Source organism: Qipengyuania flava (genome assembly GCF_011762005.1).
GTDB lineage: Bacteria > Pseudomonadota > Alphaproteobacteria > Sphingomonadales > Sphingomonadaceae > Qipengyuania > Qipengyuania flava.
This window is the reverse complement of the sequence record NZ_JAASQU010000002.1, coordinates 637416-651421: the sequence shown is the minus strand read 5'-3', so window position 1 is coordinate 651421 and position 14006 is coordinate 637416. Positions and strand designations below refer to the sequence as shown.

Sequence of the window (14006 nt, the reverse complement as noted above, 5' to 3'; positions counted from 1 at the left end):
GTTACTCACTCGGCGGGTTCGAGCCCCGGTTCGCCTGGCCCGTCACCGGGCAATCCTTTGCGATCATCGCCTTCCTTGTAGGTCAGCAGCCGGTTGCGCAGCCAGGGCCCGGCGCGCTTTTCGAAGCCGTCCGCCAAGCTGAAGCCGGCAGGAACGATGAGCAGCGTAAGCAGTGTCGACAGGATAAGCCCACCGATCACGACCGTGCCCATCGGAGCGCGCCACGCGCCGTCACCCGAGCCCAGCACGCCTGAGAGGGCGGTGGGCACCATGCCCGCGGTCATTGCCACGGTGGTCATGACGATCGGTTGTGCACGCTTGTGCCCCGCATCGATGATTGCGTGGAGTTTGCGCGTACCCTTGTCCATCTCCTCGATCGCGAAATCGATCAGCAGAATCGAGTTCTTCGAGACGATGCCCAGCAGCAGCAGGATACCGATATAGACCGGCATCGACTGCGGTTGGCCGAACAGCCAGACGAGCAGGATGCCGCCAAGCGGTGCAAGCGCGAGGCTGGTCATGTTGACGAGCGGGCTCATCAGGCGCTTGTACAGCAGCACCAGCACGGCAAAGACCAGCAAAACGCCCGAGACGATGGCGATGCCGAGGCTGGTGACCAGTTCCTGCTGCCATTCGTCTTCGCCCACGACGTCGCGGATCACGCCCTGCGGCAGATCCTGCAGAACGGGCAACGTATCGATTTCCGCCTGTGCTTCGCCCTTGACGACGCCCTGCGCGAGATCGGCCCCCACCAGCACGCGGCGGTTCTGGTTGTAGCGCTGAATGGTCGTCGGGCCCGAACCGAAGGACACATCGGCGACGCGCGAAAGCGGGACCGAGCCGCCGCTCGCGGTCTGGACCGGCAGATTCTTGATCGTATCGAGGTCTTCGCGCGAACGCTCCGGCAGCTTGACCCGGATCGGAATCTGCCGATCGGACAGCGAGAACTTCGCAGCGTTCTGTTCGATCTCGCCCATGGTGGCGATGCGGATGGTCTGACTGAGCGCAACCGTGGTGACGCCCAGCTCGGCAGCGATGTCTTCGCGCGGCTCGATGATGAGTTCGGGCCGGTTGATGTCCGCACTGATGCGCGGTGCAACGAGCATGTCGATACCCTTCATCTGCTCGACCAGCGTTGCGGCTGTCTCATTGAGCAGGTCGGGGTCCGAACCGGCCAGCATCACCGTCATGTCACGCCCCGAACCGAACCCGCCCGATTGCGAGGCAAAACGCACGCGCGCGTCGGGTATCTGGGCCAGCGTGGGTGCCAGCGCACGTTCGAATTCGATCGAGCTGCGTTCGCGATCGGGCTTGAGCGTCACGTAAAGCGTGGCCTGCCCTTCGCGGACGCGTTCGAGCGCGAGTTCGACCTCCTGCTGCTCATACAGGATGTCGGCGACCTGGTCGGTCACACGTTCGGTCGTCTCGAGCGTGGTCCCGGGGACCATCTCGATCTCGACCCGGCTGTTCTCATCATCGATATTCGGCTGGAACTGCGATGGCACGATGCCGAACAGCAGGATCGTCAGCAGCAGCGAGAAATAACCGACGCCGAGCATCCACACGCGATGGTCGAGGAAGCGCGCGTAGAGATACTGCCATGCCTGCGCCATGTGACTGCCGAACAGCCGAGCGATAAAGCCGGCCAAGCGGAAGAAGGCCAGCGTCGCGAAAAGACCGATTGCGAGTGCCAGCGCCAGTTGCACGAGGCCTATGAGCGTGACGACGAGCTTTACGAAGCCGCGGGGTTCTGGATCGCCGCCCGTTATGAGCTCCGGCAGCTCGAGCCCCTGAATCAGGTCCGACGCGGTGAATGTCGCCATAGCAGACACAGCCAGCGCACCGAGCACCACCAGCAGCAGCGAGAGGATATAGAGCCAGCGCCGCCGCGGGCTCTCCACTTCTTGCCGCGCTGCATACATCTTGCCGCGGTCGAGCGACCAGCGCAGCACGTTCATATAGCGGTCCATCATCGGACCTTCGCCATGCGCTGCCGCGCCATGGGCCTTGAGGAAGTAGGCCGCCAGCATCGGCGTGATCATGCGAGCCACCGCCAGCGACATCAGCACGGCGACCACAACGGTGAAGCCGAAGTTCTTGAAGAACTGGCCCGAGATGCCCGGCATTGCGCCGACGGGAAAGAACACCGCGACGATACAGAAGCTGGTGGCGACCACCGGCAGACCGATCTCGTCAGCCGCGTCGATCGATGCCTGATAGGCGGTCTTGCCCATGCGCATGTGGCGCACGATGTTTTCGATCTCGACGATCGCGTCATCGACCAGCACGCCGGCGACCAGCGCCAGGGCGAGCAGCGAGAGCTGGTTGAGATTGAAGCCGAGCAGATCCATGAACCAGAAGGTCGGGATGGCCGACAAGGGGATGGCCACAGCCGAGATCGCGGTTGCCCGCCAGTCGCGCAGGAAGAAGAACACGACCACCACTGCGAGGATCGCACCCTCGATCATCGCGGCCATGGCGCTTTCGTATTGCTCTTCGGTATATTTGACCGTGTTGAACAGCGGGATGAACTTCACCCCGGGGTTCTCCGCCTCGATCTGGGCGATTTTTTCGAGCGCCTCGTCATAGACCGTCACGTCGGATGCGCCCTTCGCGCGGCTCATCGCGAAGTTGACGACCTCCTTGTCGCGCACCTTGCTGATCGACGTGCGCTCGGAATAGCCGTCGCGTACGGTGGCCACATCGGCCAGCTTGACCGTGCGACCGCCTCCGATCTGGATCTGCCGCTGGCTGAGCGCATAGGCATCGTCGCTATTGCCCAGCACGCGCACCGACTGCCGCGTCCCGCCGACTTCGGCCATGCCGCCGGCGGCATCGACATTGCTCTGCCTCAGCACGCCGTTGATCTGGCTCGCGGTTACGCCCAGCGCCTGCATCCGCGGAAGATCGAGGATCACCTCGATCTCGCGATCGACGCCGCCGAAGCGATTGACCTCGGCCATGCCTTCGATGCCGAGCAATTGCTTGGCGACCGAATCGTCGATGAACCAGCTGAGGCCCTCGATCGTCATGTCGTCGGCTTCGACCGCATAGATGGCGAGGAAACCGCCCGAGATCTCTTCCTTGGTCACGCGCGGCTCGAGAATGCCGTCGGGCAGTGATCCGCGCACCGTGTCGACAGCGTTCTTCACTTCGGCCACTGCATCGTTGGGATCGGTACCGATCTCGAATTCGATGAAAGTGTTCGAATTGCCTTCGCGCGCAGTCGAATTGATCGACTTCACGCCATTGATCGAACGCACGGCGCTTTCGACCCGTTGCGTGATCTGGTTCTCGATCTCGGTCGGAGCGGCGCCAGGTTGCGAGACCGAGACATTGACCGCCGGGAACTCGATGTCCGGATTGTTGACCACGTCCATGCGGGCGAAGCTGATCAGGCCCGCCAGCAGCAGCGCGGTGAACGCAACGAGGGGGATCACCGGGTTGCGGATCGACCAGGCCGAGATATTCCGGAAGTTCATTGCCTATCCCCTGCTCAGTCGAGTTCGGCCAGCTGTGTGCGGACCGTCTCGCCTTCGGTCAGGAAGCCGCCGGCGCGCAGCACCACGCGCTCCGAACCGGTAAGCCCATCGGCGATCACAATGCCCTTCGACGTCACGGTTCCCGTGGTCACCGCGCGCCGCTCGGCCTTGTCCTCGCCATTGACGATGAGGACGTAGGCGCCGTCTTCATCCGAAAGGACCGCACTTTCCGGCAGGATCGGAGCGACAACGGTGCCGCTGGCGATCGTCGCGGTGGCAAAGCCGCCCGGACGCAAGCCCGGCGCATAGCTCAAGGCGATCCGCGCCGTACCCTGCCGGTCCTGTTCGCTGATGGTGGGGGAGACCTGCCAGACCTGGCCGGTGAACAGCTTGTCGGTGCCGACGGGGCGGACCTGAGCGCTGGTTCCGACGGTAATCCTGGCGAGCGCGTCCTCGTTGAGGCGCGCGAGCAATTCCATCTCGCCACCGCGAGCGATACGGAACAACGGCGGCGAGCCCGCGCCGACCGTCTGTCCGGTTTCGACATTGCGCTCGAGGACATAACCCGAAGCCGGGGCTACGATGTTGAGGCGTGCATTGCGTGCGCGCAGTTCGGACAATTGCGCCTGCGCCACGCTGACCCGCGCGCGCGCCGCATCGCGGGTTGCAGTCAGGCGGTCGACATCGGCCTGCGAGACGAAGCCGCGTTCGACCAGCTGCAACGCGCGATCGAGATTGGCTTGCGCGAGATCGGCGTCGGACTGCGCGACCTGGATCTGAGCGGCGGCGCTGCGCACCTGCTGCGACTGGACCGACTGGTCGATCTGCGCGAGCACCTGGCCCTGGCGCACCCAATCACCCGCGTCGACGGGGACAGAGACGACACGGCCGCCTTCGCCGACCACACCAACCGGCATTTCACGGCGTGCAGCGAGCGTACCGGTGGCCGTCAACTCGCCTTCGACCGTCGTGCGCCCGGGGGTGACCACGGTCACCGTAGGCGCCTGGGCATTCTCGTCCCCCGCCGGGGTCGCGGCGCCATCGCCGCGAGTCAGGAAGAAGGCGATAATCGCGAGACCGAGCACAAGGAGACCGGCAATGATGTAGATGCGGCGGCGACCGCGCCGTTCGGAGTTCTCGAACTCGACGTGCTCTTCGTCGAGACCGACCGTAATAGGCTCCCCCTTTTCGGCCATCACACCTGACTCGTAATTCATGTCGTTCCCTGCCCCAGAAGCGCTGTGGAGATGGAGTGTATTACATCGCTAAACCACTCAGCGCAAGATTTTCGCATTTGGCGGTAGACCCGTGCTCCGCGCAGGGCAATCGCGGCCTCGACCGGGGGCACCCATGGCTGGACGAATGTCGCGACGGGGCCACAGGCCGTTACCGGATACACGAAGGGCGGGGCGCCTCTCAACGCCCCGCCCTCGGAATTGGGATGATCGCCGGATTAGCGGACGCGGCCGCGCTGTACCAGATTGGCGATACCGAGCAGCACGATCGCACCGAGCAGCGACATCAGCAGGCCCGGGACGCTGAATTCAGTCAGCGTAGCGCCGACGCCAATCAGCGAACCGATGAAGCGGCCGATGAACGAACCGACGATACCGACGACGATATTCCAGAAGATGCCCATCGAGGCATCACGGTTCATGACCAGGCTGGCGAGCCAGCCGATGATCCCACCGACGATGATAGCAATAATCCAAGCCATTCGAATTCCTCCTGTTTTTCCCGTCGAACCAATGCTCCACAAACGGAGCGGGTCGACAACGGGTTCCCCGAATTCGCTTCAGGGATGAACGGGGAGCGCGGGGCTTGTCAATTCGTTCCACCCCTAGGATGGAAACAGGTCAATATTTGAGCTGGCGTTCGTAGAGATCGCGATAGTGCTGGATCCGCGTCACGCGCAGACCCTGCATGCCCGAACGATCGACAGCGCGCTGCCAAGAGGCGAATTCTTCGAGACTCAGCGAATAGCGCTCGAGCACTTCATCGATCGTCAGCAATCCGCCGTTTACGGCAGCCACGACTTCAGCCTTGCGCCGGACCACCCACCGCTTCGTATTGGGCGAAGGCAGGTCTTCCAGCGTCAGCGGCTCACCGAGCGGGCCGATAACCTGTGCAGGGCGGATGTCCTGGTTTTCGATCATTCTTTACTCTCTGTCGCCTTGGTCCGCTTCGTTCGCGGTGTTCCCAAGGTCTAGGGGGCCAGCTTTGCCATGGCTTAAATCAGCTTGGTTAACGGTCAGTTTACTTTCTCCGTTTCCTTCGCGGCGCACTTCGCCAAAGGCGTTGAAGCCGGCCTCCACCCGTTCGAGCTCTTCGCGCAAATCGCGAGTCGCAGCGAGTTTCGCGACCAAATCGGTCCAGCGAAACTGCCGCAAATCCGCGCTGTCGCACGGTTCTCGAACGGATTTTTCTTTCGAGCGTCCCTCAAGCATGCCCTGTGGATAACCGATCCATGGTAAACGTATCATGAAGCTGACCACCGGTGTCTTACGTGGATCCTCTAGCGACCGCGGTAGAACCCGTGTATAAAGCGCGCATGCCCGCAACCGATACTCTTTCGCCGGACCAGGCCGCCGCTCTGTTCGACCTGCCTCGGCCGGCCGCAGAATGCCGCATCGTCGTCGCCATGTCGGGTGGCGTCGACAGTTCGGTGGTGGCTGCGCTGGCAGCACGCACCGGCGCCGAAGTGATCGGCATCACGCTGCAGCTCTACGATTACGGCGCCGCGACCGGGCGCAAGGGCGCCTGCTGTGCCGGGGACGACATCCAGGACGCACGCTCGGTGGCAGAACGGCTGGACATTGCGCATTACGTCCACGATCACGAAAGCGCGTTCCGCGAAGACGTGGTCGAGACCTTTGCCGACGATTATCTTGCCGGGCGCACGCCGGTGCCCTGCATCCGCTGCAACATGGGCCCCAAGTTCACCGATCTCCTCGACATGGCGCGCGAGCTCGGTGCCGATTGTCTGGCGACCGGACATTACGTGAAGCGGGTGACGGGGCCGGCCGGCCCCGAACTGCACCGCGCCGCCGATCCGGCACGCGACCAGTCTTACTTCCTTTATGCCACGACCGAGCAGCAGCTCGCTTTCCTGCGGTTCCCGCTCGGCGGGATGCCCAAGGCCGAAGTCCGCGAGCTGGCCGAGAGCGCCGGATTGCGCAACGCAGCGAAGCCCGACAGCCAGGATATCTGCTTCGTCCCCGATGGCGACTACGCCAAGATCGTGCGCAAGATGCGTCCCGAAGGTGCGCGCCCGGGGGCGATCGTCCATGCCGCGACGGGGGAAACTCTGGGAGAGCACAAGGGCGTGATCCATTACACCGTCGGCCAGCGTCGCGGGCTCGAGATCGGCGGGCAGCCCGAACCGCTATACGTCGTGGGTATCGACGCCGATGCGGGACAGGTGAAGGTGGGTCCCAAACGTCTGCTCGCGGTTACCGCGGCGCGGATCGGCGAGACCAACCGTATCGGTCCGATGCCGGACGTGCCGCTGACAGCCAAGGTCCGCAGCCTCGCCAAGCCGGTTCCCGTGACGCTAGAAGGCGCGCTGGGCGGTGGCGCGGCGGTGACGCTGCATTTCGCCGATCCGGAATTTGGCGTTGCGCCGGGACAGGCCGCGGTAATCTATGCCGGCGAGCGCGTGATCGGCGGTGGCTGGATCGAAGCGACCGAACGCGTCGCGGCCTAATCGCGCCACTCGTCGAGGACGCAGCCATAGCCCTCGCGATAGCTGGCCGTGTCCGATGCGATCAGCGGGATCGACGCCGTCACGCTCTTGGCTTGCACGTCTTCGCTCAGCGAAATCAGCTCCATCCCCGCAAGCTTGTCCTTGGCGCAGTCGTCGAGATCGCGCCCGGCCACGAAGCGGCAAGAGCAGCCGACCCGTGCGGCATAAGCCGAACCGACACCGCCGGTCTGCCGCAGCCCTTCACCCCAGGCGAACCAGGCTGCACCCAGCAGCGCGAGGACGAGAAGCAGCAGCCAGAGCCAAAGACGGGTTTTGCGCGAGCGTGTTTTGGCCGTTGCCAAGCGGGATTCCTTCGTGCGAGTGACGCGCCCATGATGACGCGCCCCGCCACCCTTATCGCGCTTGCCCTCGCCACCTCAAGCCTTGCGTCCTGCGGTTCGTCCGGCGGAAACGAAGAGCCGCCGCTGAGCGAGGAAGCGCTTGCCGCGGTGACTGAGAATCCCGGCGCCCCGACCCGGGCGCTTGCACGCGCGGCGGATGATCTGTTCACTTATGACGGCCTCGGCGAAACGCGTGCGCTGGTAGTCTATCATGGCGGCAGGTTGGCGGTGGAACGCTACGCTCCGGGCTACGATGCGGACACGCGTTTCATCAGCTGGTCGATGGCCAAGACGGTCACCGCCATCATGATCGGGATGCTGGTGGCCGATGGGCAATTGCGACTCGATGCGCCAGCCCCCGTGCCTCGGTGGCAACGCACGGGCGATCCGCGCGCAGAGATAACATTGCGACACCTCCTGCAGATGCGCGCGGGGCTCGAACATACCGAGGCGGGCGATCCGCCGCAGGAAAGCAGCGAAGTGCGCATGCTGTTCCTCGATGGCCGCGACGACATGGCAGACTATGCGACCGCGCAACCACTCGAGGCCGAACCTGGTGCAAAGTTCGAATATTCCTCGAACACCACTGTCATCCTCGCCGATATCGCGGCGCGAGCACTGACCGACAGCAAGGACCCCGATATCCGGCGCCGCGCAGTGTCCGATTATCTGAAGGCGCGGCTGTTCGATCCGCTGGGGATGACCAGCGTGGTGCCCGAATTCGATCGTGCAGGCACGCTCATCGGCGGCAGCCTGATCCATGCCACCGCGCGCGACTGGGCGCGGTTGGGCGAACTGCTGCGCAACAAGGGCTCGTATCGCGGCGAGCAGCTGGTGCCGCGCGGCTGGGTAGAAGAAATGGTCACGCCAAGTCCGCAGAGTCCGCATTACGGCCTGCAGACATGGCTCAACCGGCCCACGGGCGAAGAAGAGCATCCGCTGATCCCCAACCGCGCGCCCAAGGACGCTTTCTCGATGATTGGCCACATGGGGCAGTATGTATTCGTCTCACCGAGCCAGAAGCTGACCGTTGTGCGACTGGGCCATTCGGATGCGCCCGAGCGGCGCGCGATGCTGCAACAGCTCGCTGATATCGTCGAGCTCTACCCCGAAACCTGAGGCAGGTAGAACCGCCCCTCAACGACGGTGACACAGGGGCCCGACAGCACGGCGCAATCGCCGTCGCGGCGACAATGCGCGTATCCCCCACGCTGCGAAGCCTGAAAGGCCGAAAAACTTTCGCGCCCCAGCCGCTCGGCCCAGAAATACGTCAGCGCAGCATGTGCCGATCCGGTGAAGCTGTCCTCGTCGACCCCGCCACCCGGCACGAAAACGCGACTGATCACATCGGTGTCGGTTCCCGGCGCGGTACAGATGAACTGGTCGTTCCCCAGCGCGCCCAGCCCCCGAAGGTCGGGATCGAGCGCAGAAACGACGGCCGCGTCAGCAAAAAGATAGACGCCGTACCCGTCCGGGTTAAGCCATACTTCCTGCGGCTGCGCGCCGAGCAGCGCCACCGCTTCGGGCCAGTCGCCGCGCTCGGTGCGGATCAGTGGCAAGGCCAGTTCATAGGCGTCGCCGCTGCGTTCGACTGCCAGCAATCCCGCCCTTCGCGTGCGGAAGGTCACCCGCTCACCACCATCGCGGGCGAGCAGGACATGTCCGCTCGCGAGCGTGGCGTGGCCGCACAAGCGCACTTCCTCGGTAGGAGTGAACCAGCGAAGCTCCCAATCCGCTTCCCCGGTAGTATCGCGCACGACGAAAGCGGTCTCGGCGAAGAGATTTTCTTCCGCAATCGCGAGCAACACCGCGTCGTCTAACCAGTTTTCGAGCGGCATCACCGCTGCCTGATTGCCCGCAAAGGGCCGATCGGCAAAGGCATCGACATGCCAGTAAGGCAGCGCGTGCGTCATCCATCCTTCTCCAGTTTGGCGAATTCGTTATCCTCGACCAGCGGATTCCCGGGCTCGTCGACATGGCCTTCGGGATCGATGTGAATCAGTATCTCGGTTCCGGGGAACTGTTCGCGCAAGTCTTCTTCGACCCGTTCGATGATCGCGTGCGACCGGGCGATCGTCATCGTCGGCGGCAGGTCGACATGAAACTGCACGAAATCGCGATTGCCGCTGGTTCGGGTGCGCAAGTCGTGCAGGTTCGACAGTTCCGGGTGTCGTGCGGCTACCTCGACAAAGGCCGAGCGCTTCTCTTCGGGCCATTCGCGATCCATGAGATCGTCGACCGCATCGCTCGCCCCCCGCCATGCGCCGATTGCCAGCCATGTGGCAATTGCGAGGCCGAACAGCGGGTCTGCCATGCCCAGCCCGACATATTGGTCGAGCACCAGCGCCGCTATCACAGCAAGATTGAGCAGCAGGTCGGACTTGTAATGCAGGTGGTCGGTCTGGATCGCGAGGCTGCGGGTTCGGTTCATGACATGGCGCTGCCAGGCCAGCAGAGCGAAGGTGAGCACGATGGCGATCAAGGAAACCGCGATGCCTTCATCGGCGGCCGCCGTCACCTGCTGCCCCGCCAGCTGCATGATCGCTCGCGCCGCGATCCCGAACGCCGAAAGCGCGATCAGCATGACCTGGAAAATCGCTGCCAGCGCCTCCGCCTTGCCATGACCGAAACGATGGTCCTCGTCGGCGGGCATGGAAGCGATCCATACACCGGTCAGCGTGGCGAGGCTGGCGATCAGGTCGAGCGCCGAATCGGCGAGGCTGCCAAGCATCGCGGTGGAGCCGGTCCGCCAGCTTGCCCAACTTTTGAGGACGACGAGAATCACCGCGACCGTGATCGAGGCGATGGCGGCCGAGCGCGCCAGCGTGCGTTGCTCGCTCACGGGTACAACAGCGTGTTCGACCACGCCTCGGTTTCGTCTTCCCGGCTGAATAGTCGCCGGTCATGGAGGCGATATTGACGATCCTGCCAGAACTCGATCCGCCGCGGAGAAAGGCGGAAACCGGTCCAATGCGCCGGGCGCGGGATATCGCCTTCGGGATACCGTTCCTCGAGCGCATGAACGCGATCGAGATAGACCTGCCGATCCGGCAGGGGGCGCGATTGGTCGCTGGCCGCCGAACCGATCTGCGAAACACGCGGCCGCGAATGGAAATAGGTGTCGGCTTCGGCCTCGCTTATCTCCTTGAGCGGGCCCTCGATCCGGATTTGGCGCCTGAGGCTTTTCCAGTGGAACAGCAGCGCGGCACGCATATTGGCGCGGATCTGCTCACCCTTGCGGCTTTCGGCATTGGTGTAGAACACGAAACCGTCGGTTCCGTGGCCCTTGAGCAGAACCATGCGCACGGAAGGGAAGCCATCTTCCGACGCGGTTGCCAGTGCCATCGCGTTGGGATCGTTGGGCTCGGCCTCTTTTGCTTCCGCGTACCACACTTCGAACAGCATGAAGGGATCGCTGGCGGGAATGGCGCTGTCGTCGGACTGCATGTGAAGTTTCCTAAAGGATCGAACACGGTTCTGGAGCAAAAACCGCTGCGCCCCGTTTGAGCGGGGAATGCCGCACCTCGAGGAAAAGGTTTTCGTCCATGCCGCGTCCCCTATCCGCTATCGCCCGCGCAGGAAACCACATGCGCTTGCGTGGCGCGGCTGTTGTGCCTAGCTAATACGCCTGATGCCCATGAACACTTCCGACCCCTACACCACGCTCGGCGTTGCCCGAAATGCGTCCGAGAAGGACATCAAGAGCGCTTACCGCAAGCTCGCGAAAGAACTGCATCCCGATCGCAACAAGGACAATCCGCAAGCTTCCGAGCGATTCAGCAAGGTCACCAACGCCTATGACCTGCTGTCGGACAAGGACAAGCGTGCGCAGTTCGACCGCGGTGAGATCGATGCCGATGGCAACCCCGCTAATCCCTTCGCCGGCATGGGCGGCGGCGGGGGTTTCAGACCCAATGGCGGCCAGCGCGGCTATCGTGCCGAGGATTTCCAGGGGTTTGGCACCGAGGATGTCGACCTCGGCGATATCTTTGAAGGCTTGTTCGGCGGACGCGGGCCGCGCGGGGGGCCCGGTGCAGGCCCATTCGGAGGCGCGCAACAACGGCGCGGACCGCAGAAGGGCGCCGACATTGCCTATAAGCTTCGGGTGCCCTTCGTCGACGCGGCCGCGCTGAAAGACCAGCGTATCACCCTAGCCGACGGCAAAACCATCGATCTCAAGCTGCCCAAGGGTGTCGAAGATGGCACGCAGATGCGGCTCAAGGGTAAGGGCGAGCAGGGCCCCGGGGGCGCCGGTGACGGATTGGTCACCATCGCGATCGACCGTCATACGCTGTTCCGGCGCGAGGGCGACGATGTCCGCAACGACCTGCCGATCACGCTCGACGAGGCGGTGCGTGGTGGCAAGGTGCGCGTCCCCACGGTCGACGGCCCCGTGATGATGACGATCAAGCCCGGGACGAATGGCGGCAGCGTGCTGCGCCTGAAGGGCAAGGGTTTCACGCGCAAGAATGGCACGCGCGGTGACCAGCTGGTCACGCTCGAGATCCAGCTTCCCGAACAGCTCGGCGAACTCGCCGAGCGGCTCGATGGCTGGAAGGACGAGAGCGACCCGCGGAGCAAGCTCGGGGTGTAAGGCTTGACGTCGCAGCCCCTGCCCGAAAGCCCCGAGCGCGAGATCCAGTCGCTCTCACCCGAGCAAAGGCGCAGGGAAGCCCGTGATCTGCGCGGCCGCATCGAACTGCAGGTCGGACCCGGTACCCGCGCGTGGGAAGTCGCCAAGCGCACGTTGGTGGGAACGTATAACGACGGCTTCATCCATGCCGGCAATCTTGCCTATCTGTCGATGCTGGCGATCTTCCCCTTCTTCATCCTTGGTGCGGCGGTTTTCTCCGCTTTCGGCGAAGAAGCCGAGCGCGCTGCGACGATCAATGCGGCGCTCTACGCCCTGCCCCCGATCGTGGGCAATGTCATCGAACCCGTCGCGCGAGACGTGATCGAGGCGCGCAGCGGCTGGCTGCTGTGGGCGGGTGCCGGGGTAGCGCTGTGGACCGTTGGCAGTCTGGTCGAGACCATCCGCGATATCCTGCGGCGCGCCTACGGCACGCATGCGACGCACGCTTTCTGGAAATATCGCTTGCTGTCGACCGGTGTTATCCTGAGCGCCGTTCTGTTGCTCCTTCTCAGCCTGATCGCGCAATTCGTGATCGGTGCGGCGCAGGAGGTGATTGCGGCCTATTTTCCGCAATTGGTCGACGGAGTTGGCGACCTGTTGCGGCTGACCCGCATCGTCCCGGCGCTGGGCCTGTTCGGTTCGCTCTATCTTATCTTCTATTCGCTGACCCCGTCCAAGTACCGGCGCAAACGCTATCCGAAATGGCCGGGCGTGCTGCTGACGACGCTGTGGTGGATCGCTGTCACCACGGTAATGCCTGCCGTGCTGCGGAATTTCTTCGCCTACGACCTGACCTATGGCGGGCTGGCCGGAGTCATGATCGTGCTGTTCTTTTTCTGGCTTGTCGGGCTCGGGGTGGTTATCGGCGCGGAATTGAATGCGGCACTGGCAGAAACGCCCGAAGAGGAATTCAGCCAGACGGAGGAGACCGACGAGGGTCGCCGAGCCGCGCTGGCGCGTGAGATGGAAGAAGAGGAACACGCAGCATGAGCGGGTTGATGGCAGGTAAGCGCGGGCTGATCATGGGGCTCGCCAACGACAAATCGCTGGCCTGGGGGATCGCCCGCCAGCTCGCCGAACACGGTGCCGAGATGGCGTTCTCCTATCAGGGTGAAGCGCTGAAAAAGCGCGTCGGGCCGCTCGCCGAACAGCTGGGCAGCGATTTCCTCATCGAATGCGATGTCTCCGATATGGCAGCGCTCGACCGCGCATTCGAAGCGCTCGCGGCACGCTGGGAGACGATCGACTTCATCGTCCACGCGATCGGCTTCTCGGACAAGAACGAGCTGCGCGGAAAGTATGTCGACACCAGCCTCGACAACTTCCTGATGACGATGAACATCTCGGCCTATTCGCTGGTCGCGGTGGCGAAGCGCGCCCAACCCATGATGACCGAGGGCGGTTCGATCCTCACGCTCACCTATTACGGCGCCGAGAAGGTGATGCCGCATTACAACGTGATGGGGGTGGCGAAGGCCGCGCTCGAAACGAGCGTGCAATATCTTGCCAACGACCTGGGCCCGCAGAACATCCGCGTGAACGCGATCAGCGCCGGCCCGATCAAGACACTGGCCGCAAGCGGCATCGGCGACTTCCGCTACATTCTCAAATGGAACGAGTTGAACTCGCCGCTTCGCCGCAACGTCACTATCGACGATGTTGGTGGTTCGGGGCTCTACTTCCTGTCCGACCTTTCTTCGGGAGTGACCGGCGAGACCCACCATGTCGACGCGGGGTACCACGTCGTCGGCATGAAGCAGGTCGACGCGCCCGATATTGCGGTGGTCAAGAGCTGACGATCAGGT

Annotated in this window: 14 protein-coding genes; 5 read left to right on the top strand and 9 right to left on the bottom strand. The window is 63.6% G+C overall.

All coding sequences use genetic code 11. The features are described from left to right. Positions 1–5: 5 nt before the first annotated feature. The 5 genes from FHS69_RS09860 to FHS69_RS09840 form a co-directional block, all read right to left on the bottom strand. The gene (locus FHS69_RS09860) at positions 6–3482 is read right to left on the bottom strand and encodes an efflux RND transporter permease subunit (RefSeq protein ID WP_166777533.1); all 3477 of its coding nucleotides are present in this window, start codon (positions 3480–3482) and stop codon (positions 6–8) included. Positions 3483–3496: 14 nt separating this feature from the next. Beyond that, positions 3497–4699 carry an efflux RND transporter periplasmic adaptor subunit gene (locus tag FHS69_RS09855; RefSeq protein WP_067465077.1) on the bottom strand — a complete coding sequence of 401 codons (1203 nt, stop codon included), beginning with the start codon at positions 4697–4699 and terminating at the stop codon, positions 3497–3499. 236 nt (positions 4700–4935) lie between these two features. Then, the gene (locus tag FHS69_RS09850; RefSeq protein WP_067465083.1) at positions 4936–5199 is read right to left on the bottom strand and encodes a GlsB/YeaQ/YmgE family stress response membrane protein; all 264 of its coding nucleotides are present in this window, start codon (positions 5197–5199) and stop codon (positions 4936–4938) included. Between the two features lie 139 nt (positions 5200–5338). Continuing rightward, a complete protein-coding gene (sciP, locus tag FHS69_RS09845) occupies positions 5339–5638 on the bottom strand; it encodes a CtrA inhibitor SciP (protein ID WP_067465087.1) in 300 nt (99 codons plus the stop codon). A 3-nt stretch (positions 5639–5641) separates the two neighbouring features. After that, complete coding sequence (locus tag FHS69_RS09840; RefSeq protein ID WP_166777532.1) at positions 5642–5965, bottom strand: hypothetical protein; 324 nt, start codon at positions 5963–5965, stop codon at positions 5642–5644. 68 nt (positions 5966–6033) lie between these two features. Here FHS69_RS09840 and mnmA point away from each other — a divergent pair, with 68 nt between their 5' ends. Then, positions 6034–7188: a tRNA 2-thiouridine(34) synthase MnmA gene (gene mnmA, locus FHS69_RS09835; RefSeq protein ID WP_166777531.1), complete on the top strand. Its 1155-nt coding sequence runs from the start codon at positions 6034–6036 to the stop codon at positions 7186–7188. On the opposite strand, the gene FHS69_RS09830 is transcribed toward mnmA, so the two are convergent. Continuing rightward, complete coding sequence (locus FHS69_RS09830) at positions 7185–7529, bottom strand: hypothetical protein (protein WP_172603112.1); 345 nt, start codon at positions 7527–7529, stop codon at positions 7185–7187. The genes mnmA and FHS69_RS09830 overlap by 4 nt on opposite strands. A 30-nt stretch (positions 7530–7559) precedes the next feature. Between FHS69_RS09830 and FHS69_RS09825 the strand changes: the two genes are divergently transcribed. Further along, positions 7560–8687 carry a serine hydrolase domain-containing protein gene (locus FHS69_RS09825; protein WP_166777530.1) on the top strand — a complete coding sequence of 376 codons (1128 nt, stop codon included), beginning with the start codon at positions 7560–7562 and terminating at the stop codon, positions 8685–8687. Here FHS69_RS09825 and FHS69_RS09820 read toward each other — a convergent pair. Genes FHS69_RS09820 through pdxH form a run of 3 tightly spaced genes read right to left on the bottom strand, consistent with a single transcriptional unit; the run spans position 8672 to position 11015 of the window. Next, positions 8672–9481, bottom strand: a complete 810-nt coding sequence (locus FHS69_RS09820) for a PhzF family phenazine biosynthesis protein (RefSeq protein ID WP_166777529.1) — start codon at positions 9479–9481, stop codon at positions 8672–8674. The genes FHS69_RS09825 and FHS69_RS09820 overlap by 16 nt on opposite strands. Continuing rightward, positions 9478–10410, bottom strand: coding sequence for a cation diffusion facilitator family transporter (locus tag FHS69_RS09815; protein WP_166777528.1), 933 nt, complete (start codon positions 10408–10410; stop codon positions 9478–9480). Before FHS69_RS09815 ends, FHS69_RS09820 begins: the two co-directional genes overlap by 4 nt. Further along, positions 10407–11015, bottom strand: coding sequence for a pyridoxamine 5'-phosphate oxidase (gene pdxH, locus FHS69_RS09810; protein ID WP_166777527.1), 609 nt, complete (start codon positions 11013–11015; stop codon positions 10407–10409). The genes FHS69_RS09815 and pdxH overlap by 4 nt, the downstream gene beginning before the upstream one ends. A gap of 184 nt (positions 11016–11199) precedes the next feature. Between pdxH and FHS69_RS09805 the strand changes: the two genes are divergently transcribed. From FHS69_RS09805 to fabI, 3 genes are read left to right on the top strand one after another with little or no spacing between them, the layout of a single operon-like run. Next, a complete protein-coding gene (locus FHS69_RS09805; protein ID WP_243844607.1) occupies positions 11200–12162 on the top strand; it encodes a DnaJ C-terminal domain-containing protein in 963 nt (320 codons plus the stop codon). A 3-nt stretch (positions 12163–12165) separates the two neighbouring features. After that, entirely contained in the window at positions 12166–13191 is a 1026-nt protein-coding gene (locus FHS69_RS09800; protein WP_208380279.1) for a YihY/virulence factor BrkB family protein, read from the top strand. Then, positions 13188–13997 carry an enoyl-ACP reductase FabI gene (gene fabI, locus FHS69_RS09795; protein WP_166777526.1) on the top strand — a complete coding sequence of 270 codons (810 nt, stop codon included), beginning with the start codon at positions 13188–13190 and terminating at the stop codon, positions 13995–13997. The genes FHS69_RS09800 and fabI overlap by 4 nt, the downstream gene beginning before the upstream one ends. Positions 13998–14006: the final 9 nt, after the last annotated feature.